Raw genomic sequence first — 21,099 nt, 5'->3', positions numbered from 1 at the left:
ATATTGAGCCTATTTAAGTTCTATTAGATAGAAACCCCTCTATTCTTGAATTTTTTTATACATCGTTCCATCGACATCTCTAATTTCAACTACTGGTTCCAGTCTATCTACTCCAATAATAATTGTTGGGTTACTTTCTGTAGATTTGTTATAAAAACTTTTTACATATATTACTGTTTTCCCATTCAGTTCTTCCATGTCAGTAACTTCAATACTTGTACCTGTTCTTTCTTCACCTAGAGATAGAATGACTGCTTTACTATCTTCTGTATCCATTATTTTAAACCCGCTAATATTTTCGGTTTGAAGTAATTCTACATATTTGTAAATCTCGTTTTCTGATGATGCGAACTCATTTTCTTTTTGTATTATCCAATAATCCGGACGATTCAAGTAAGAAAATGCAAACACAACAATAATAATTAATACTATAAAAACAAAAATGTACTTTCGCCATAGAGCCTTATTTGCCATAATTAATGTTATTATAGATATGGTTATAACACCTAGTCCTAATAACGATAAAGGCATCCCTTCAAAACCGCCAATCACCAATCCAACCAATATTATAACGATTCCAACTGTAAATAAAAATATGGACCTCTTTTTTTCCTTCATCTCTTTTGAAAAAAGGTATGTAAGAGTATAAAATCCTATACCTATTAATAGTCCTAAAAGATACAAAACCATAAACAGATGCATTGAATAATCCTCCTTTTCATAAAAAAGCTTTTTGCGAGCACCTTTCTTCCTCTTAAAAAGTTCAACAAGAAAGGGCTGTTATCCATCTTTAATGATAGCTCCCTATATTATACTCCATAGAAGGGACCACTCATATAAGGAAAAAGTTGTAGTTTTTTTATGTATTTATAGGAAAGCTGCTTACTTACATAAATTCTTTTGTATTGAACTACTATTCCCATTTTACTAATAGATACATTTCTAATACAATACTTACTATTAACGAATCATTCATTAAATAAGTATTTAGCAGGAAGATATAAAATACTCTTTAAATAACTTTTAAATTAGATATAAAGTGAACGTGTTAATTGCATTAGATTATGTTAATATTATAGTAATAAAAGGAGGGATTTTGATGATTTCTTTTACTGAAGAACAAAGGAATGAATATAGTCTTATAAGGGATCTTTTGAATAATGCGAATTCATTAGAAGAGGCTCAATATTATTCAAATCGACTCAATACTTTAATCGATTTAGCGAGAACACAAAATCCTACGGCAACGAGTTCCTTTACTAAAGAACAACTCGATTTATTTCTAGATTATAAAGAGAAACTTAATAATGCAAAATATCCAAGGCGTGTACGTTTCTACAAAGACAAAATAAAGGCATTATTAGCTGAAGTCGAGAACACAGTAATTTGATGTTTTCTTTTGATTAACATTTATATATAATAGAATTATAATCTTTTCTTTTCTACTTAATTAGCAACCTTCTTCGGGGTTAGCTGCAGCATCTAATAAACTATAAACATAGAGTCCTTTGGGATGATTAATTATCATACAATAAGTATGGTTGTTAATCCCCCTGGGGCTCTTTTTGTTTTCCTAAATTTAAAAGATAGGGGGGATGATACTATTATGATCATTATTGGCAAACTGTTATTATCAGTTTTTCTTGGTGGACTAATCGGTTTCATAGTTAGTTTAATGAACAGCAGGAGAGAGTTGGATAAACCTTATAAAGTTGATGGAAAAATCTATTTTGGTTTTATCTATGATGTATTTGTAGGTGCTATTGCCGCATTGTTAGCCATAACTATTTTAGTGCCTGGTGCTCTAGATTTGGAATATCCGTCTATTATTGGTATTTCTACCATTGCTGGTTTAAGTGGAGAATCTATCCTGTTAAGTCAGCAGTTACATGCGAGTGAAGAAAAGCGAAAAATGTTGGAAGCAGCAGAGGAAAAACTAATTGCCGAAATTAAAAGGCAAATTGACAATGAAAAGAGTAAAGAGTGAATTTCAGAGGAGTAATAGATAAAATAGGAGGAATTAACATGTCAACATTAATACAAAATTTGACTAGGGATGAGAAAGAGAAGATTACAAAAATCAAAACTAAACTGGTTAGAGCGAAGTATCCGCGGCAAGTTCGATATTATGGCAAAATGCTACATAATACGATAGCAAAGGCGGAGAAACGTGTGCTGTCAAGTATTAATGAGAAGTAAGAAGAATTAAAAGGTGGACAGGATTTATCCTAGTCTGCCTTTATAACTTTTATATATTAAATATTAATATGACAGGTAGAAATTATATACTCCTATTAATTTGCAGCCTCCAAACTCCTCTTATATTTTTCCAAACGAAGGGGATGAATAATATATCTCTCTTATCAAAATACTCCTTAACTTTTAAAAGTTATCTTATTCCTTTAACCCATAAGTCCCCATGAGTACATAAATGCATTGCAATATAAAGAGTAAATTAAGGTTATAAATGAGTTGTATTTATACAAATCTGGTGTTATCATGAGCTTGAAAATCAATAATTTTGAATTTTTTTAATGAATGTCTATTTATTTTTTTGATTATCTAGAGTAAATACAATGAGGGGGCCGTTATTTTGAAATTAGCAGTAAATTATTCATCTGAAGCTTATTAATTAGTAAATGAAGGTAAAGTTCATGTCGATGTGTTTAAATGTCCAGACTTTGACAATGAATTGATTAATAAAGCTCAAACTAGTAGACCGGCTTATGTTCATTTTAATTTGAATGCTGGTTCAGGTGTAATTGATAAAACGAATTGGATATTGCTCGAGGACCTACTATCAAAAAACTGAAACTCCTTTTATTAATCTCCATTTGGTTGCATTTTCAAAAACTGTATCCATCATACGATATAAATACTACTAAAGATGAAGAAATAGAAACTATCATAAACAATGTTGTTAATGATATTATGCGGTTCAAATGGTCGAAAAGCTGTCCCCATTTCATTATTAGGTGCAGAAGTAACAGTTTTTGATTTATCAGAGGAAAATAAAAGATACGCATTAGAATTAGCTAATCATGCAAATACCTCAATTAGTTATATAGTAGGAGATGGTTACGATATTGATTTGGAAAGATATAAAAGATCCTTTGATATTCTTTATTTAGAAGGAGGAATATTACACTACTTTAGTGATATTGATAAATTTATGGCTATTCTTTTTTCAATGCTTAAAAATGGTGGGAGAATGGTCTTAAGTGACTACCATCCAATAAAAAGATGTATAGGCTCCGACTTCAAATATACCCCTACTTATTTTGATAATGAATTACATAAAGGAGAAGTAGCTTATAAAGAGTATTTTGAGGAATCGGAACAGCAAAAATTCCCTGATGTATATATAAGGCACTATACTTTAAGTGAAATAATCAATTCAGTTATCAAAAGTGGCTTTACATTAAATAGCTTTGAAGAACACCGTGGATGGAATAATGAAAATATACCCTGGGAATTTACAATTTTGGCAATGAAATAACATATAGACCTTTTAATCATAACCCTTTTTACTGTGCTAACGGGTACAAGAGTTTAGTATATTTTTTAAATCTTAAAGTGGCTTAAAAGAACATGTATATAATTACAGTTCTAAATTACTTTTTCTTTTTCCATATTTACTATTTCCCAACCTTTTTCCGTTTTTCCTAATACGACTTTCATGTTTGTTCCATCTGGTATTCTATAGAATAGATAACCACCAAGCTCATGTTTATCTTCTAGTTCCTTAGGTTGCATTTTGGGCGCTATATAAAGTCTCTTCTTACCTTGATAACTATGAATGGACCAAATATCGTGTAAAGAATTAATATCGTTTGTTTGTTTGCTTATCAATGTTGCTTTAAGCAAATCTTCATAATTGATTACAAATAGAGTAGTTTCTTTTTCAAGTTCTATCAATATAGGAAAGCTTAACTTAATATCTTCATGAATAAGTTTTTCTATTTCTTCTTGCTGTTTTTTCGCAGGAATATCTGCATTGGTATTTGATGGGTTATTAAAAGAGGTTAAGCCTAAGAAAAATATCAGAATAACTGCTTTTTTAACATCTAATCTAATCCTTCTTCATACAAATTTATTCTTAGTTTCCGTTTGTATAATTTTTATATTCCTATTAAAAAGATTCTTACTTCGACTAATGGGTACAAGAATTAAACAAGGTAATCCTAGTAGTGTAGCCTTTTTCTTATGGTTAAACTTTAGACTTAATTATCGGAATACTATGATAGTATTTAAAAAGTAGCTATTAAGCTAACGGGGCAGGTTACTTGTTGAATATAGACATTAGGAACAAAATAGTTTAGGTGATAAGCTAAAAAGCCTTTATAAATAAGATTGATGGTATTCATAGTAAGGAGGGTATCAAATTAGAAGTATAGCGGATTATAAAAAACTGGAATTAAGGGTTGCAATAATTTACGCCGTTACAGTATTAGGCATTAGTACCTTTTCATTTAACTTTTTTCCTGCTGTTTGGATGAAAATAGGAGTTGTAATGGTTTTAGCTGTTTGTTCTTGGTGGATTGGACACTTTTTAAGAAAAAAGAAAAAAGAAGCTGTATCCGTGGAATTAGGTGATAATAATAAATAACTGTTTATATTTCTTCTTTAACAAACGGGTGCATTAGGTAAGAAGGTGTTCAAAAATAAGAATGCTTTTTTAATTTAGTTAAAAATTTTCCAAATATATTCGGAATAAATTTTGGTATTACGTTCGAAATTGTTATGCTAACGGGGAAGATTTTAAATAAGAGATTCTGCATTATTGGCAAATGATGACAAACTGGGTATTAAATATAATTTAAGATAGATTCCTAAAATGTACATACTAAAACAAAAAGCTCCTCTACCATTAGTGTAGGGGAGCTTTTTGTTGTATAAATTAATTCCATTGAGATCATACGTTCTGTTTGTGTGACATTTAAATTAAAGGTGCCTCTTAGCTAACTTTTATAATAATAGTATAACTGAGTTTTAAATATAAGTCTATATTTTCCAAAAAATTTATTTTATTGTTAATTATACCTTGACAGGATTCCCAAGTAAGAGGAGTGAAATTAATTTGAAATGGTTTTCGTGGGATATAAATTTAAAAACTAGGCTTATTGGAGAAACGTTATTTAACATGTTATTTTGGATGTATTTCCCATTTCTTACTATTTATTTTAGTGAGGAATTGGGAGTGATTGAGGCAGGAATTATGATGACTGCACCATCTATAATAAGCATTTTTGGGGGCATGATTGGAGGGTATATAACTGACCAATTCGGAAGACGTAAAATCATGTTAATTGGTGCATTTATGCAAGCAACATTCTTTGCCCTATTTGCACTTTCTTTTTCACCTTGGTTTGATTATGCTGCTTTCATCGGAATTAGCCTTGGGAAATCATTCTATAGACCAGCTAGTTCTGCGATGGTAGCCGATCTTGTACCAGATGAAGAAAGGCGTAGTGTGTTTGCAACCTTTGCATCAGCTAATAATCTAGGGGCAGTAGTTGGTCCAATCATAGGTGCGGTTTTATTTTTCCAATATCGTAGTGAGCTTTTATGGGCTTGTACAGTAGTTACGTTATTTTATTCTCTTGCAATTTTGTTCATTATTAGGGAAACAATGCCGGAGCACGAGGAAGAGGTGGCAGATAGCAATAAGTTGTTATTGGTTGTAAAACAGCAATTGGTAAATTATTTCGTAATTTTTAAAGATAAAGTGTTCTTCTTTTTTATACTTGGTGGTACCTTCATAACAGTTTCGATTATGCAATTGGATTTATATTTAGCTGTATATGTTAGAAACTTTGTACCAGCTCAAGAGCTGTTTTCAATTGGAGAATGGTCAATCACGCTAAGTAGCGAGGAAGTCTTTGGGTGGATGATAGGGTTGAATGGGCTTTTGTTTGTTCTATTTGTAATTCCAGTAACTAAAATGCTGAATGGCTGGAAGGATCGAAATTCACTTATACTTGCAGCTTGTTTATCTGGATTTGGCATGTTTTTAGTTGGATTTACAACAAGTGCTTGGTTACTATTTGGAATTACAGTAATATTAACAATTGGGGAGATAATACATGGTCCAGTCGTGCAGAATTTTGTCAGTAAATATGCACCTGAAAATGCTAGAGGGCAGTATATGGCGGCGTCTGATCTTCAGTATTCCTTAGGGAGATTAATTGCCCCTATAACCGTTATTCTCTCTGTTTCTTTATCGCCCGTTTTTATATTTGGAATTATAATAGTATGTGCTTTGATTAGTGCTTTTATTTATGTTTTTATGTTTAAGAATTTGCCAGTGAACTATGAAAAATAAGGATTTTTAAATGAAGAACTGTACCTTATTAGAAGCTTAATGGATTAAAAAATAGAAAGATTTAAGTAACACTTGGAATTGTACTACCCCCCAATTGTTGTATTTCCAACAATTGGGATGTAGTGTAATTTTATAAAAGCCTATTTGTGTGGTTCTGGGTGAAAAATTGTTTACAGAATATCAAGCTCGATTTTTACTCTTCGTTTTATTTCCGTCAATCACTCGTAAATGATTAGGTCTTTTTTTCTTCTTAATCGGGCTAATCTTAGTTTGGCTTCTACTCTTAGTAGTGCTCTTATGAGTAGCGTATTTCGAATGGGACTGTTTCACAGCCTGCTTATATTTTTTATCGTCCGATGATTTATTCCTTCTACCTAATACAAAGTAATATAGTAGGCCGAAAATGACCAAACCAAAAAGTATAGAGGTTAATGTACTCAACAGAAAATTGGATGTATTATTAACTAATTGCATAATTAACCCCAAAGCGGCTAATCCTATAATTCCATATATGAAAAATCGAACGTATGAATTTTTCTTCATATGAATCTTCCTTTCCATAACGCTTATTATTAAGTCCAATACTAGAAAAACATCTTCTAAATAATCTTCTAATTACTAGTATAATTGTTTCCTTCCAAACTTAAAATATTCAACTCTTTTTAAAACGATTAATGATTATCACTGATTTTCTGTAATTCATTTTTATCAATGGGTAATACTAACATTGGAGGTGGACATTATGGAAGAAAAAAAGCTTGAACAAAATAAACAGGAAGACTCGTCTACTTTTCTGGGACGTTCTATGTTGACTGGGTTTATTGGTGGAATTCTAGCCAGTTTACTAGGCCTATTCATGTATTATTTTAATTTTATAGAGGTTTCTCCAAAGTCCTATGTGATTAGATCATGGACTACGGCACCCTGGACTGATACATGGTTAGGGAATGTTGTAACAATTTTATTCATTGGATTGTTATCTATTGGAGTAGCATTACTCTATTATGGAATCTTCAAGAAAATATACTCACTGTGGATGGGAGTGGCTTATGGAATATTACTATGGGCTATTGTCTTTTTTGTATTACAACCCATCTTTTCCAATGTACCAAGTGTTCCAGAAATGGAGATTAATTCCATTGTATCATCTATCTGCCTTTATATCTTATATGGTACATTTATCGGTTATTCAATTTCCTTTGATTATTATGACCGGAAACTTAGTTCATCGAATAAAGAGTCAAAAAGCCAGTCCAGTTAGGCACTACAAACCAACTAAATCAATATTCAAACTTCTCTATTTATGGTAAACTGAAAAAGGCATAAGGATTCAATTAGTCGTGAGATTTATAAATCCATTAGCAAGTTAAGTAGGGAAGGGATGACGAGATGGAAAAGTTAGCTAAAATTAGAAAGTCATTGCAAGAATTGAATTTGGACGCTTTATTGGTAGCTAGTCCGATAAATCGTAGATATGTTACTGGTTTTACTGGAACGGCAGGAATTGCTATTATTAGTGCTGATGAAGCAGTATTTATCACTGATTTCAGGTATACTGAACAAGCTGCTAACCAAGCAAAAGGTTTTACTGTTATCGAGCATAAGCAACTAATCGAAGAAGAAGTAAAAGCACAATTGGATCGCCTAAAGGTAAAAAGACTAGGCTTTGAAAAAAATCATATTACCTACGCTACATATGATAAATATAATGAATTATTTGATGCAGAACTAGTACCTACTAGTGAAATTGTAGAAAAAATTCGTTTAATCAAAACTCCGGATGAATTAGCCATCCTTAAAAAAGCTGCTCAAATCGCGGATGCTGCTTTTGAACATATATTGGGCTATATTAAACCAGGAATAAAAGAAATAGAAGTATCGAATGAACTAGAATTCTTCATGCGAAAGCAAGGCGCAACCCAGTCTAGCTTCGATACAATTGTTGCTTCGGGTTTTCGTTCTGCAATGCCTCATGGCGTCGCTTCAACGAAGGAAATTCAAGCAGGAGAATTAGTTACTCTTGATTATGGTGCATTGTATGAAGGGTATGTTTCTGATATTACTCGTACAGTAGCTGTTGGTGACATTAGCGATGAACTGAAGAAAATCTATGATACAGTACTAGAAGCACAGCTAAAAGGTGTAAATGGTATTAAACCAGGTATGACTGGTATTGAAGCTGATGCTCTAACTAGAGATTACATTACAGAACAAGGTTACGGAGAATATTTCGGTCATTCAACTGGACATGGAATTGGTCTAGAGGTACATGAAGGTCCTGGACTATCTTTCCGTAGTGATATAAAATTAGAACCTGGAATGGTTGTAACAGTAGAACCAGGTATCTACATTCCGAATGTCGGTGGTTGCCGTATTGAAGATGATATTGTAATTACTGAAACTGGAAATGAACGTTTAACAACATCCAGAAAAGAACTTATTCAGTTATAAGCTTGATTGCTTGAACAAGGAGGAAAACTATGATTTCGGTAAATGATTTTAAAACAGGTTTAACAATTGAGATGGATAATGACGTATGGCAAGTTGTCGACTTCCAACACGTAAAACCAGGTAAGGGTGCGGCTTTTGTTCGTTCGAAACTCCGTAACCTTAAAAATGGTAATATCCAAGAAAAAACTTTCCGTGCTGGTGAAAAAGTAGAAAAAGCCCATGTAGAACATAGAAAAATGCAATATTTATATGCTTCTGGTGATGCACATGCCTTTATGGATACTGCGTCTTATGAGCAAATTGAGCTTAGCTCAGCACAAATTGAACATGAGTTAAAATTCATCAAAGAAAATATGGAAGTTTCCATCATTACATATCAAGGTCAAATGTTAGGTATTGATTTACCAAACAGTGTAGAACTTGAAGTAGTGGAAACAGAACCAGGTATTAAAGGGGATACAGCAAGTGGTGGTTCAAAACCGGCTACTGTAGAAACTGGACTAGTTGTGCAAGTACCGTTCTTCGTGAATCCTGGTGATCGATTAATCATCAATACATCTGACGGAAAATATGTATCAAGAGCATAAAACTTTATCAGAACAACAAAGAGACCATCAAATAAATCAGTTGATGGTCTCTTTCATTTTGAATTGGATGCCATATTCAATAACAAGGGGGATTATGATATGAGTACAGTGAATCATTTGGAAAACGCAAGAGAGTACCTACACCAAAACTGTCGTGATTTAGAAATTGCTAGATTTGATTATTTTTTTGGCAATGGAACGAAACAACAAGTTCTGGAATGCCTTAAAGCTTATCAGAATGAAGATGGTGGCTTTGGGCATGGTATAGAACCCGACTTTTGGCTTCCCACATCCTCACCAATGGCTACATGGGCAGCAGCACAAAAATTAGTTGAATTGGATGCAAATAGACAGGAACCTATCGTTAAAAAAATGGTGAATTATCTAGTAAATCATTATCAATCAGATAAAGGAATGTGGGCTTCTGTATTACCAGAGAACAATGACTTTCCACATGCGCCATGGTGGCATTGGACGGAGGGAGCGGAGGAGAAATGGTCATATAATCCGACTGTTGAACTTGCTGCCTATTTGATTCATTGGTCAGATATGGAAAGTCTAGCCTCAGAGATTGGTTGGAATACGATAAATCGGGCTGTAAACTATTTGATGGATCAGGAAAATATGGATAGACATGAACTTAACAATTTTCAACAGATGATCAAGATAATAGAGACTTATCGCACTACATTTCAATACAAGATTAATGTCCCATTTGCTCGACTGCGTGAAAAAGTGGAACAATTAGCTTATGAATGCATCAATAAGGACGTTTCAACATGGAATAGTGGCTATGAACCACTACCTCTAGACTTTATTGATAATCCAAATGAAACACTTTGTAAAAGGTTAGGTGAATTAATAGAAACGAATTTACAATTCTATATCGATAATATGATAGAAAATGGTATATGGGATATTTCGTGGGAATGGGGATCCTATCCGGAAGAATTTGAAAAAGCAAGAACCTATTGGAAGGGTATTCTTGCTGTTAATCGGTATAAGCAACTAAGGGCTTTTGGACGGTTATAAAATTTGTAAGGTATAAAAAGGGAGTTTTATAAACCAAAATAATCCTATCTGTTTAACAGTTTGTATTTTACAGACTGTTTTTTTATTGCTCTTTTACAGATCTCTATCAATTACCTCAACTCTATTATTTATACTCTATCAGTCATAAAATCCTCATTCCATCATACATTTACTTATAGAAAATGAAATTAACTATTGAAAAACAAAGTGGGGATAGGCCATGGAGGAAATATTACGGTTATTTCCAGCGGAAATCCAACAACGACTAAATCATCAAGTAGCGAAAAGATGGGACATGCTTCAAGAAATTAGAGTTCGATTGCATCAACCGATTGAGCTGATTTTTGATCGTGGACTTGAATGGATAACAAACGCAATACCGGATAGACGCGATAATAGTTTTATAATTAATCAATTAAGTGAGTTTTCCCTCTATAGAATGGAAGATGAACTTAGGGAAGGGTATATCACAATTGAAGGTGGTCATCGGGTAGGTTTAGCGGGAAAAGTCAATACATTTAACGGCTCCGTTAAAGCGATACAATACATTACATTTCTAAATATTCGTATTGCAAAGGAAAAAATTGGAGTTGGGATGGAAGTGATTCCATATTTGTATGATAACAAATTTCTGAATACGTTGATAGTAGGCTCCCCGCAATCTGGTAAAACAACTCTTATTCGAGATATTATTCGCATTATTTCTTCTGGGTGGAAGACCATCCCGCCTAAGAAGGTTGGGGTTGTGGATGAACGATCTGAAATCGCCGCGTGCCTAAAAGGTATACCACAGCATAATTTAGGAAGGCGAACAGATGTATTAGATGCTTGTCCAAAGGCTGAGGGAATGATGATGATGATTCGTTCCATGTCTCCTGAAATACTCGTTGTAGATGAAATAGGTAGTGATAAAGATGTACAAGCATTAATGAATGCCATCAATGCTGGCGTTACGGTGATCTGTACAATCCATGGACAAACTCTGGATGAATTAAAGAAGAGACCATCCATTATACCATTACTGGATAAGAAAGTATTTCAACGGATCCTTATTCTTGAAGGACAAGCTTCACCAGGTTCTATCAGGTCTATTTACAATGATGAGGATAAAAATATCTATCAGAAATCGAGGTGCCTGCCAAATGAAGTGGATAGGAGCACTTCTCTTTATAGGAGCAACGACGTGGCTCGGATTCGAGTGGAGTAATAAGCTAGCAAAACGACCTAAACATATCAGGCAGTTAATAAATGGACTACAGGTATTAGAGGCTGAAATATTATACAGTCAGCTTCCTCTTCACGAAGCATTTACCTCTATAGCGAAACAAATACCAGATCCATGTGCAACATTTTTTCGAATGGTCTCCATGAAGATAGTTGAAAAGAACAGCTATTTTGAAGTCATCTGGGAGGAGCAGGTAAGAGATTATATTAATCAATCTAGTTTAGGGCTGAATGAGCAAGAGATACTTTTACAATTTGGTCGAACATTAGGGCAACATGATTTTACACAACAACAAAAACATATCCAACTAACCATTAAACATTTGGAAAGAGAATTAGAGGACGCAAGAGATGACCAGGATAAATACGGAAAGATGGCAAAGAATCTTGGTTTCTTAACTGGTCTATTCATTGTGTTATTGCTCATATAGGGAGGAAGGGGCGACGTTATGCTATCTGATGCATCTATATTATTTCAAATTGCTGGGATTGGAATTATTGTAGCGTTAATTCATACCATTTTAAAGCAAATGGGAAAGGAAGAAATCGCGCAATTTGTTACGTTGGTAGGCTTTATAATCGTACTCGTTGTGGTGATCAACGGACTGTCTGATTTATTCCAACAAATAAGGTCCGTATTTTTGTTTCAAGGGTAGAACTGTATGGATATCATACAAATTGTCACACTCGGGATCATAGCTAGTTTACTATACATTATTCTCAAAGATATGCGCGGCCCTTTTGCTTTCATCATTATATTAATTACTGGAATTGCCTTATTCTTAGCTGTCATCAGTCAGATAGGCTCCATTATACGTCTAATAGAATCTCTAGGACAGAAGGCATCAATCGACGGAATGTATATTGAAACGATATTGAAGATTATTGGTATCGCTTATATTACAGAACTAGGTGCTAGCATTACAAAAGATGCTGGTCTTGGTGCCGTAGCTTCCAAGATAGAATTAGCAGGGAAAATATTTATTTTATTACTCGCTATACCAATTATTTCTGCAGTAGTAGAGGCAATTTTAAATTTCCTACCTCAGGCTTAAGTCAGAAATTTAGGAATGAGGAAGCAGGTGATAGTGTTGAAGCAGATTTATCGTATTGGATGTATCCTAGTAATTTTTATAATAGTTGGACAAACAGTTGCTTTTGCGGAGGAACAGGTTGAAGCTCCTATGGAAGAAGTGCTGATGGAAGATATCTCATTCGACGGTATGCAGGAATATTGGAATCTAGTTGTAGATGAATATGGTGGATATATCCCAGAACTCGAGAAAACGAGCCTATATGACTTTATTAAGGGTACGGATGAGTTTTCCATCAAGAGTTTAGTAGGTGGTGGATTAGAATATCTGCTTCATGAAGTAATTTTAAATGGAAAACTCCTAGGATCATTACTTCTGTTAACACTATTTTCTGTACTACTACAAACGATGCATACAGCTTTTGAAAAAACATCTGTAAGTAAAATTGCTTACTTTGTAGTTTATATAGTCCTAATCTTCCTTGCGTTAAACAGTTTTTATTTGGCCGTTACCTACGCAAAGGATGCAATTGGAGTTATGAGTAGCTTCATGATTGCATTAATTCCATTAGTCTTAGGATTAATGGCATCATTCGGTAGTATGATCTCTGTTTCTTTTTTCACCCAATTATTATTTTCTTAATCAACCTAAGTGGAGTTCTAGTTTCAAATGTTATATTGCCACTCTTATTTCTATCAGCATTGTTAATTATAGTCAGTAGTTTAAGTGAAAATCATAAAGTAACGCATTTAGCCGACTTGTTTCGTTCCGTCGGTATGGGGATGTTAGGTGTTTTTCTAACGATATTTTTAGGGGTGCTATCTGTTCAAGGTGCTGCAAGTGCCATACAAGACGGGGTCGCGATGAAGACAGCAAAATTTGTGACTGGGAATTTCATACCGGTAGTTGGTAGAACTTTTACAGATGCTGCAGACACCGTTTTAAGTGCTTCATTACTTCTGAAGAATGCAGTGGGAATTGTAGGGGTGGCTATTATAATATTCATCGCCATTTTCCCAGCAATTAAAATTTTCGTGATTGCTCTAATTTATAAGGTTGTTGCCGCAGTCCTACAACCAATTGCTGATGGGCCTATTATCACCAGCTTAAATACAATTAGTAAGTATATCGTATACATTCTAGCTTGTTTATTAGCAGTAACATTAATGTTTTTTTAGCAATCGTAATTATTGTAACAGCAAGTAATATTACACTATTACTTCGTTAGGGTGATGGAAATGGATCTACTAATTAATTGGGTTTCCCAAATTATTATTTTTATTTTACTTGCGACGATAATTGATCTACTTGTTCCAGCTGGTGGTATGAAGAAATATATAAAATTTGTCATCGGTTTGATATTAATATTGATATTTTTACAACCTATCTTCCAACTTTTTAAAATAGATATAAAACAGGCTGTAAATAGCTCTATATTTGCTCTTATGGAGGATGAATCGAACAATAAAGAAGTAGAAAATTTAATCGATTTGCAAAAAAGTGAAATAGAATCGTCTGCAAGCGCATATATTTTAGAACAAATGGCTGTCCAATTAAAAGAAATAGCTCAAGCTCCTCTTTTGGATAACTATCAAGCAGAAATTAAAGATTTTCAGTTTAAGTTTCAGGAAGGACAAGCTTATTCGTATGAGGAGTTAGAAGAAGTCATTGTATATCTAGAAGAATCAGAAGCAGGGGAGGGAGCAGTAAATGCAGTAGAGGATGTTGTCATTGATGCTGGGAATCAAAAGAAGGAGACTAGTGAGAACGAAGTGGATCTTCAAGGAATTGAAACCTTGCTACGAGATACATGGGAATTAAACGATAAGAAACTAACTGTTATTTGGGAGGGAGGGGCATCTTGATAAATAAATTACAAGAATTTATTAAAGAAAAGTTAAATGGGTCAAAAAAAACAGGATATGTCATCATAGTCGGACTAGTTGCTTTAGTTGTAATTATAGTGGGTAACATATTTACTACCTCATCCCAGCAAGATACTGGACAAGAAATACCAAGAATGGATTTAGAATCCGAGTCCCAGACAGAGGAAGTCAGTTCCCATGAATCAAGTGTCACATCCGATGTGGGTGAATTGGAGGAAAATTATAAGAAGCAATTAGAAATCATGCTTGAAAAAATCGATGGCGTCTCTGAAGTAGAAGTGATGGTGAATCTAGACTCTACTAATGTGAAAGTGTATGAAAAAAATCTAATAAAAGGACAGCAGCATACTGAAGAAAATGATCAAAATGGAGGAACGAGGCAAATTGAAGAAACAACAGAAGAAACCCAAACTGTCTTAGTACGTCAGGGGGATCAAGAAACACCAATACTAATTGAAACAAAGAAACCTAGAGTAAGAGGTGTGTTTGTTGTAGCAAATGGTGTTGAAAAGGCAACTGTAAAACAGTGGGTAGTAGAAGCAATTTCAAGAGTACTTGATGTTCCAACACATAGAGTATCCGTTATGCCTAAAAATTAAGGAGGATGAAAAAATGTTGAAAAAACAAACAGTTTGGTTATTAACAATGCTTAGTTTAATGATAGTGTTGAGCGTATATTACATGACGGCTGATGAAGGTGATTTTGCTTACTTGAATAATGGTAAAGATTCTAAGACGGAAGAGACTTCTTCTGAAACAACAGGAAAAGATGCAGATGTTTCCGTATCACCTGGTGGAAATGAACTATTTGCTTCTTTACGACTAAAAGTAACAGATGAAAGAAGTATGAAAAGAGATAGATTGGAAGATATATTAGCCGATAGCAATGCATCAGTCGAAGAAAAGAAAAAGGCAACGGAAGAAATAGATGCTATTGACCAAGTAGATACAAAAGAAATGATCTTAGAAGATTCGATTGCAGCAAGTGCAGAATATCAAGATGTACTAGTTCGCTCAGATGATAATGTTGTTCACGTACATGTACAAGCAGATGAACTTACGAAAACCGAAGTAGTCAACATTATGCAAATGGTTCGTGATGAATTCGGTGAGATAACTGTAGATGTAATCCATGAACCATATACAGAAAGTTAAATTACACTATCATACATAAAAACATCAAGTCTAGCAGACTTGATGTTTTTATCCTTAAGAGATTGATAATGACATTAGATGGAACTCTCGAAAGCTTTTAGTTTGTAGGTATATCATGTTCGCTTAATAACTCCAAGCTTGTTATAATTAAGCAAATGTAAACGCTTTAAAATACTAAATGTATATTAATTCTTGATGTAGTACTATCTTTTATCGTAAAATATTAAGAGGAGTTATTAGTACCTAATTCTAAAAATGGTAAGGGAGTGCCTAATCTATGTTAAAAGTTCAAGAAATACGTGAAATAATTAAACTAGTAGATCAATCGTCTTTACAAGAATTCACTTATGAAACAAATGGAACAAAGGTATCCATGAAGAAATTATCAGATAATGTTATAGTCCAAACAGCTCCAAAGGTACAGTTAGAGAAAGAAGTAGCTTCCATTCCAGTACAACAAACAATTGCTACACCTAATAAACAAGAAGTAGTGGAAACGAAGGAAGCTGCAGCAAATGCAAGCGGTGTGGATTTCGATCATGAGATCACCTCCCCAATGGTGGGAACATTCTATAGTGCTCCAAATCCAGAAAGTGATTCGTTCGTAAAAGTTGGAAGTTCAGTCTCCCATGATACAGTTGTCTGTATTGTAGAAGCGATGAAATTATTTAATGAGATTGAGGCAGAAGTAAAGGGAGAAATCGTAGAAGTATTAGTTGAAAATGGAGAACTAGTTGAATACGGTCAACCATTATTTAGAGTGAAAACGAAATAAGGGGACGTGCTAATATGATAAAAAAATTGCTTGTTGCCAACCGTGGTGAAATAGCTGTCCGGATTATTCGTGCCTGTAAAGAAATGGGAATCCAAACAGTTGCAGTCTATTCGGAGGCAGATAAAGAGTCATTACATGTCCAATTAGCAGATGAGGCCTATTGTATTGGTCCTAAATCAAGCAAGGACAGTTATTTGAACATCACAAGTATACTTAGTGTAGCTACAATGACAAAGGTAGATGCAATACACCCTGGTTATGGCTTTCTAGCTGAGAATGCAGACTTTGCTGAAGTATGTAAGGCATGTAATATTATTTTTGTCGGTCCGACACCTGAGGCGATACAAAAAATGGGAATTAAAGATGTAGCACGTGAAACGATGCGTGAAGCGAATGTTCCAATTGTTCCAGGATCGGATGGAATCATCGAGAGTGAAGAGGAAGCAATTCAAGTAGCAGAGTCAATCGGCTATCCAGTTATTATCAAAGCAACCGCTGGTGGTGGTGGTAAAGGGATAAGAGTGGCTCGTACAGAAGAAGATCTAATTAAAGGAATCCGAATAACCCAAAAGGAAGCAGAAACTGCATTTGGAAATCCTGGTGTATATATTGAAAAATTTATTGAAGACTTCCGTCATGTGGAAATTCAAGTGCTTGCAGATACGCATGGGAATGTCGTTCACTTAGGAGAAAGAGATTGTAGTATTCAACGTAGATTGCAAAAATTAATAGAAGAAACACCTTCTCCCGCGCTAAATGAAGAAATTCGTGCTAAAATGGGGGGAGCAGCAGTAAAAGCTGCAAAAGCAGTTGATTATGTTGGAGCTGGAACAATCGAGTTCATCTTTGATCGTAAATCGAAGGAATTCTATTTTATGGAAATGAATACTAGAATTCAGGTTGAACATCCTGTTACCGAAATGGTCACTGGTATCGATTTAATTAAAGAGCAGATTAAAATCGCTAACGGTGAGGTTCTAAGTTTTAAACAGGAAGACGTAACCTTTAATGGTTGGTCAATTGAATGTCGTATTAATGCAGAGCATCCATTTAAGAATTTTATGCCATCTCCTGGGAAGATTAATATGTACCTACCACCAGGTGGGTTGGGGGTACGAGTAGACTCGGCTGCATATCCTAGTTACTCCATACCACCTTATTATGATTCCATGATCGCTAAACTTATCACCTATGGCTCGACAAGGGAAGAAGCTATCTCGCGCATGAAACGTGCACTTGATGAATTCCTGGTAGAAGGGGTACATACGACTATACCTTTCCATCGTTTAATTATGGATCATGAAGTATTCATAGATGGTGATTTTAATACGAACTTTTTAGAAGAAAACCCTATTTTGGAACCTAGCGAAGATAAATGATATGGTCAACTAATAGAATGAAGGAGTGAGAGTATGGCTGAGCAGTCTTTAGTCAACATGAGTGAGAATACAGGTCTTGGTAAGGTAGAAATTGCTCCAGAGGTTATCGAGGTAATTGCTGGAATCGCTGCATCCGAAGTAAAGGGTCTAGCAAATATGCGAGGCAACTTTGCTACCGGCGTTGTAGAGAAATTCGGTAAAAAGTCTCATAGTAAAGGTGTTAAAGTAGAGTTAACAGATAACGGAATTCTAATCGATTTATATGTTGTTTTGGAATATGGTGTTTCTATTCCAGGTGTGGCTCAGAAAATACAAGCTAACATTAGACAGACTCTTATGAACATGACTTCTCTTGAAATTTCTGAAGTTAATATTCATGTTGTTGGGGTTCAGATGGAAAAGGATCCTACTGAGGAAGCATCTGAATAACTTTGTAATCTACAATTAGGTTACTGATTCATGATTACAAAGTAATGAAAGAATTTCTTTGCTGATTTTCTTTACGGAAATATACAGGCTACCTATTATAAGAAACAAAAGTGTCGAAGGATATGTTTTATATCTTTCGACCTTTTTGAATTAGAAACAGTAGTTCTTTATAGCTATGCTTAGTAAGAGAGGGTACGTTCAACTGCTGTTTTATTATAAGCTTATTAAATAATCCATGAAGGCATCCTAAAGGATGCTTTTTCTTTTGCCCAAAGACAAATATATCATTAATATCAAAAAGATATGTAACATTCGGACGAGATGGTTGCATAGCTAATTACAATTGTTTTAGATGCTTTGAAGTGGAAAAACAATAGATCTTTTTACATGAATAGAAGTTATATCAACTAGGTATTCTTAATCATTATGAGTAATAAGTATTAAATAAATTTTCAAATAATTAACGTTGAAATCTGCTTATCTTAATATTTTCTCTCTATAATAAAGGTGAATTTAAAACTATCACTGGGAGAGGGGATTGAAATATGAAGCAATTCTGGAGTAAGAAGGTAGCAGTAATCACGATAGCGGCAGTTGTAGCCTTATCTTCTTTAAGTTTTGCAGGGTACAATGGTTTAACAGAAGCAAAGACCAAGAAGAAGGAACCAACTAATGTCATTATGATGGTAATGGATGGAACGAGTACAGGTGCTACATCTCTAGCAAGGTGGTATAAAGGAGAGAATCTTGCTATGGATGAAATCGTTACTGGGGCAGTTCGCACACATTCGGCAGAATCAGCGATTACTGATTCCGCACCAGCTGCAACTGCTTTGGCAACCGGTCATAAAAGTAATGATAAGGTTATTGGGCTTCTTCCTGAAGTAGTCAATACTCCAGGTGTTGAAGCTGTTGATCCTCAGGATGCTTATAAACCAGTTGCAAACGTGTTAGAAGGTGCAAAACTTCAAGGAAAGGCAACAGGAATCATTTCCACTTCCGAAATTCAACATGCAACACCAGCGGGCTTTTCCTCTCATGCAGTTCACCGCAGCAATTACCAAGATATTGCCGAGCAACAGGTGTATCAGGAAATTGATGTTGTTCTTGGTGGAGGAAAAGAATCCCTATTACCTGGCGAATCCAGAAATTCCAGGGTAGACGAGGAAAACCTAGTACAGGTTCTCGATGATAAAGGGTATGACTTTGTTGAAAATCGTGAAGATCTTTTAAATTCAAATTCAGATAAAATTTGGGGAGCATTTGCCTCTTCCTCATTAGCTTATGACTTTGACCGTCAAGCTACAAACAATCTTGAACCATCACTTGCTGAAATGACAAAAAAAAGTATTGATACGCTTTCTAAAAATGAAAAAGGCTTCTTCCTATTTGTAGAGGGTAGTAAGGTGGACTGGGCAGCACATACAAACGATACAATCGGTATCATTAGTGATGTACTCGCTTTTGATGATGCCGTACATGAAGCATTAGAGTTTGCCAAAAAAGATGGTAATACAATGGTAATTGTTGTTAGTGACCACGGAAACAGTGGGATTACAATGGGGAATCTAAATACGAACTCCAATTACTCTGAAATTCCAGTATCCGATTATATTGATCCATTAAAGAAAGCAACAATGACACTTGAGGGTGCTTTGAATCAATTGAATGACGACCGCTCTAATATGAAAGAAGTGGCAGAATTATACGGTTTAGACAATCTATCAAACGGAGAAATTAATGCATTAAAATCATCGGATTCTTTAGCGGCAGATATGGTTAACATGTTAGCAGAACGGGCGAACATTGGCTTTACTACTGGTGGTCATACCGGGGAGGATGTCTTCCTTTACGCTTATGGTCCATCCAAGCCGGTTGGGCTAGTAGACAACACCGAATTAGCGGAAGTGATGGCAAAATTCTTAGGTTTTAATTTAGATAAAACTACGGATAAGCTTTTTGTTAATGCAAGAGAGTCTTTTGAGCGAAAGGGGTACAAAACTCGTATCGATGTTACAGACGAGAATAATCCAGTATTTATTGCTGAAAAGAAAAAAATCCGAATCGAACTTCCTGTTAATAAGAACATTGCGAATGTTACACGAAATAATAAAACGTTTACGAAGACACTTGATGGTGTAACGGTATATAACTCGAAGGATTTTTATGTGTCGAAAGAAGCATTGAATCTATCTAAATAGATTGGTGAGCTAAATAGTTAACTCTATCGAATGAATAATAAAATATCAAATTTATTAAAAAAGAAGATGAATAACGACTGCTATAAGCGGATTATTCATCTTTTTTCTTTTGGAGACTTCTTTATCATGTAAATGTCTATCACTAGATATTTTTTTGTCCAAAGAACCAGTGTTTGTGGCGTCTACTTGATAATCATGGTATGATTTGTAAGAGATTATTAAAGGAGTAATGCAGATGAAACGTCACATAGCAAGAGAAAAAGCATTTCAAATATTATTTCAGTTAGACATGATAGATGAGGATATGGAACAAACGATACAAGAGCAGTTAGAGGAAGTAGAGGAGGATGAATTTCTTCATAACCTTGTCAAAGGTGTAGCAAGAGAAAGAAGTACAATTGATGAGAAAATCTCATCTAACCTGGAGAAATGGTCTTTTAATCGTATACCATCAGTTGAAAAGACCGTATTGCGAATCGCTACATATGAAATCAACTATCTATCGGACATCCCAGAGAATGTTTCTATTAATGAAGCGGTGGAATTAGCTAAACGATATGGTGATGAAAAATCAGGAAAGTTTGTGAACGGCGTTCTATCAAAAATTATTAAGAAATAAAA

Annotated in this window: 24 protein-coding genes and 1 pseudogene; 22 read left to right on the top strand and 3 right to left on the bottom strand. The window is 34.5% G+C overall.

All coding sequences use genetic code 11. The annotated features are described in order from the left end of the window. Positions 1 to 39 precede the first annotated feature (39 nt). The gene (locus G5W_RS20130) at positions 40 to 702 is read right to left on the bottom strand and encodes a YesK family protein (protein WP_010093230.1); all 663 of its coding nucleotides are present in this window, start codon (positions 700 to 702) and stop codon (positions 40 to 42) included. A gap of 397 nt (positions 703 to 1,099) precedes the next feature. Between G5W_RS20130 and G5W_RS0100360 the strand changes: the two genes are divergently transcribed. The 4 genes from G5W_RS0100360 (at position 1,100) to G5W_RS0100345 (ending at position 3,499) form a co-directional block, all read left to right on the top strand. Beyond that, positions 1,100 to 1,390 carry a hypothetical protein gene (locus tag G5W_RS0100360; RefSeq protein ID WP_010093228.1) on the top strand — a complete coding sequence of 97 codons (291 nt, stop codon included), beginning with the start codon at positions 1,100 to 1,102 and terminating at the stop codon, positions 1,388 to 1,390. A 216-nt stretch (positions 1,391 to 1,606) separates the two neighbouring features. After that, on the top strand, positions 1,607 to 1,987 hold the full coding sequence (locus tag G5W_RS0100355) for a DUF4257 domain-containing protein (protein WP_010093227.1): 381 nt from the start codon (positions 1,607 to 1,609) through the stop codon (positions 1,985 to 1,987). Positions 1,988 to 2,025: 38 nt separating this feature from the next. Continuing rightward, positions 2,026 to 2,199: a hypothetical protein gene (locus tag G5W_RS23905; RefSeq protein WP_010093225.1), complete on the top strand. Its 174-nt coding sequence runs from the start codon at positions 2,026 to 2,028 to the stop codon at positions 2,197 to 2,199. Between the two features lie 715 nt (positions 2,200 to 2,914). Continuing rightward, positions 2,915 to 3,499 carry a class I SAM-dependent methyltransferase gene (locus G5W_RS0100345; RefSeq protein WP_010093224.1) on the top strand — a complete coding sequence of 195 codons (585 nt, stop codon included), beginning with the start codon at positions 2,915 to 2,917 and terminating at the stop codon, positions 3,497 to 3,499. A 110-nt stretch (positions 3,500 to 3,609) separates the two neighbouring features. Here the strand turns inward: G5W_RS0100345 and G5W_RS0100340 are convergent, their stop codons facing one another. Beyond that, positions 3,610 to 3,918, bottom strand: a complete 309-nt coding sequence (locus G5W_RS0100340) for a hypothetical protein (RefSeq protein WP_010093223.1) — start codon at positions 3,916 to 3,918, stop codon at positions 3,610 to 3,612. A gap of 1,162 nt (positions 3,919 to 5,080) precedes the next feature. On the opposite strand from G5W_RS0100340, the gene G5W_RS0100325 reads away from it, so the two are divergent. Beyond that, positions 5,081 to 6,325: an MDR family MFS transporter gene (locus G5W_RS0100325; protein ID WP_010093220.1), complete on the top strand. Its 1,245-nt coding sequence runs from the start codon at positions 5,081 to 5,083 to the stop codon at positions 6,323 to 6,325. A gap of 180 nt (positions 6,326 to 6,505) precedes the next feature. On the opposite strand, the gene G5W_RS0100320 is transcribed toward G5W_RS0100325, so the two are convergent. Continuing rightward, entirely contained in the window at positions 6,506 to 6,868 is a 363-nt protein-coding gene (locus G5W_RS0100320; protein ID WP_010093219.1) for an SA1362 family protein, read from the bottom strand. 199 nt (positions 6,869 to 7,067) lie between these two features. Between G5W_RS0100320 and G5W_RS0100315 the strand changes: the two genes are divergently transcribed. The 17 genes and pseudogenes from G5W_RS0100315 to nusB all read left to right on the top strand — a co-directional run bounded on the left by G5W_RS0100315 (position 7,068) and on the right by nusB (position 21,097). After that, on the top strand, positions 7,068 to 7,586 hold the full coding sequence (locus G5W_RS0100315; protein ID WP_010093217.1) for a YqhR family membrane protein: 519 nt from the start codon (positions 7,068 to 7,070) through the stop codon (positions 7,584 to 7,586). Positions 7,587 to 7,714: 128 nt separating this feature from the next. Continuing rightward, positions 7,715 to 8,776 carry a M24 family metallopeptidase gene (locus G5W_RS0100310; RefSeq protein WP_010093216.1) on the top strand — a complete coding sequence of 354 codons (1,062 nt, stop codon included), beginning with the start codon at positions 7,715 to 7,717 and terminating at the stop codon, positions 8,774 to 8,776. Between the two features lie 29 nt (positions 8,777 to 8,805). Next, a complete protein-coding gene (gene efp, locus G5W_RS0100305; RefSeq protein ID WP_010093215.1) occupies positions 8,806 to 9,363 on the top strand; it encodes an elongation factor P in 558 nt (185 codons plus the stop codon). A 99-nt stretch (positions 9,364 to 9,462) separates the two neighbouring features. Further along, positions 9,463 to 10,395, top strand: a complete 933-nt coding sequence (locus G5W_RS0100300; RefSeq protein WP_010093214.1) for a prenyltransferase/squalene oxidase repeat-containing protein — start codon at positions 9,463 to 9,465, stop codon at positions 10,393 to 10,395. 220 nt (positions 10,396 to 10,615) lie between these two features. After that, positions 10,616 to 11,602, top strand: a complete 987-nt coding sequence (gene spoIIIAA / locus G5W_RS0100295) for a stage III sporulation protein AA (protein ID WP_010093213.1) — start codon at positions 10,616 to 10,618, stop codon at positions 11,600 to 11,602. Next, a complete protein-coding gene (gene spoIIIAB / locus G5W_RS0100290) occupies positions 11,538 to 12,050 on the top strand; it encodes a stage III sporulation protein SpoIIIAB (protein ID WP_010093211.1) in 513 nt (170 codons plus the stop codon). The genes spoIIIAA and spoIIIAB overlap by 65 nt, the downstream gene beginning before the upstream one ends. 18 nt (positions 12,051 to 12,068) lie before the next feature. Further along, positions 12,069 to 12,275: a stage III sporulation protein AC gene (spoIIIAC, locus tag G5W_RS0100285; protein WP_010093209.1), complete on the top strand. Its 207-nt coding sequence runs from the start codon at positions 12,069 to 12,071 to the stop codon at positions 12,273 to 12,275. 6 nt (positions 12,276 to 12,281) lie between these two features. Beyond that, positions 12,282 to 12,674, top strand: coding sequence for a stage III sporulation protein AD (gene spoIIIAD / locus G5W_RS0100280; protein WP_010093207.1), 393 nt, complete (start codon positions 12,282 to 12,284; stop codon positions 12,672 to 12,674). A 15-nt stretch (positions 12,675 to 12,689) separates the two neighbouring features. Beyond that, positions 12,690 to 13,831, top strand: a pseudogene (gene spoIIIAE / locus G5W_RS24780) (stage III sporulation protein AE). A 60-nt stretch (positions 13,832 to 13,891) separates the two neighbouring features. Continuing rightward, complete coding sequence (spoIIIAF, locus tag G5W_RS0100270; protein WP_010093205.1) at positions 13,892 to 14,518, top strand: stage III sporulation protein AF; 627 nt, start codon at positions 13,892 to 13,894, stop codon at positions 14,516 to 14,518. After that, the gene (gene spoIIIAG / locus G5W_RS0100265) at positions 14,515 to 15,138 is read left to right on the top strand and encodes a stage III sporulation protein AG (RefSeq protein ID WP_010093203.1); all 624 of its coding nucleotides are present in this window, start codon (positions 14,515 to 14,517) and stop codon (positions 15,136 to 15,138) included. Before spoIIIAF ends, spoIIIAG begins: the two co-directional genes overlap by 4 nt. A gap of 13 nt (positions 15,139 to 15,151) precedes the next feature. Beyond that, positions 15,152 to 15,694 carry a SpoIIIAH-like family protein gene (locus G5W_RS0100260; protein ID WP_010093201.1) on the top strand — a complete coding sequence of 181 codons (543 nt, stop codon included), beginning with the start codon at positions 15,152 to 15,154 and terminating at the stop codon, positions 15,692 to 15,694. Positions 15,695 to 15,971: 277 nt separating this feature from the next. Then, a complete protein-coding gene (accB, locus tag G5W_RS0100255; protein WP_010093199.1) occupies positions 15,972 to 16,469 on the top strand; it encodes an acetyl-CoA carboxylase biotin carboxyl carrier protein in 498 nt (165 codons plus the stop codon). Positions 16,470 to 16,483: 14 nt separating this feature from the next. After that, positions 16,484 to 17,848 carry an acetyl-CoA carboxylase biotin carboxylase subunit gene (gene accC / locus G5W_RS0100250; RefSeq protein WP_010093197.1) on the top strand — a complete coding sequence of 455 codons (1,365 nt, stop codon included), beginning with the start codon at positions 16,484 to 16,486 and terminating at the stop codon, positions 17,846 to 17,848. Between the two features lie 33 nt (positions 17,849 to 17,881). After that, positions 17,882 to 18,277, top strand: a complete 396-nt coding sequence (locus G5W_RS0100245) for an Asp23/Gls24 family envelope stress response protein (RefSeq protein WP_010093195.1) — start codon at positions 17,882 to 17,884, stop codon at positions 18,275 to 18,277. Positions 18,278 to 18,822: 545 nt separating this feature from the next. After that, a complete protein-coding gene (locus tag G5W_RS0100240) occupies positions 18,823 to 20,478 on the top strand; it encodes an alkaline phosphatase (protein WP_010093193.1) in 1,656 nt (551 codons plus the stop codon). Between the two features lie 235 nt (positions 20,479 to 20,713). Beyond that, positions 20,714 to 21,097 (top strand): transcription antitermination factor NusB, encoded by a 384-nt coding sequence (nusB, locus tag G5W_RS0100235; RefSeq protein WP_010093192.1) that lies wholly within the window; start codon positions 20,714 to 20,716, stop codon positions 21,095 to 21,097. The last annotated feature ends 2 nt before the right edge of the window (positions 21,098 to 21,099 follow it).

It is taken from the genome of Ornithinibacillus scapharcae TW25, assembly GCF_000190475.1.
In the GTDB taxonomy this organism is placed as follows: Bacteria; Bacillota; Bacilli; order Bacillales; family Amphibacillaceae; genus Ornithinibacillus; species Ornithinibacillus scapharcae.
Note: the sequence above shows the minus strand (reverse complement) of the source record. Positions and strands in the feature narration are given on the sequence as shown.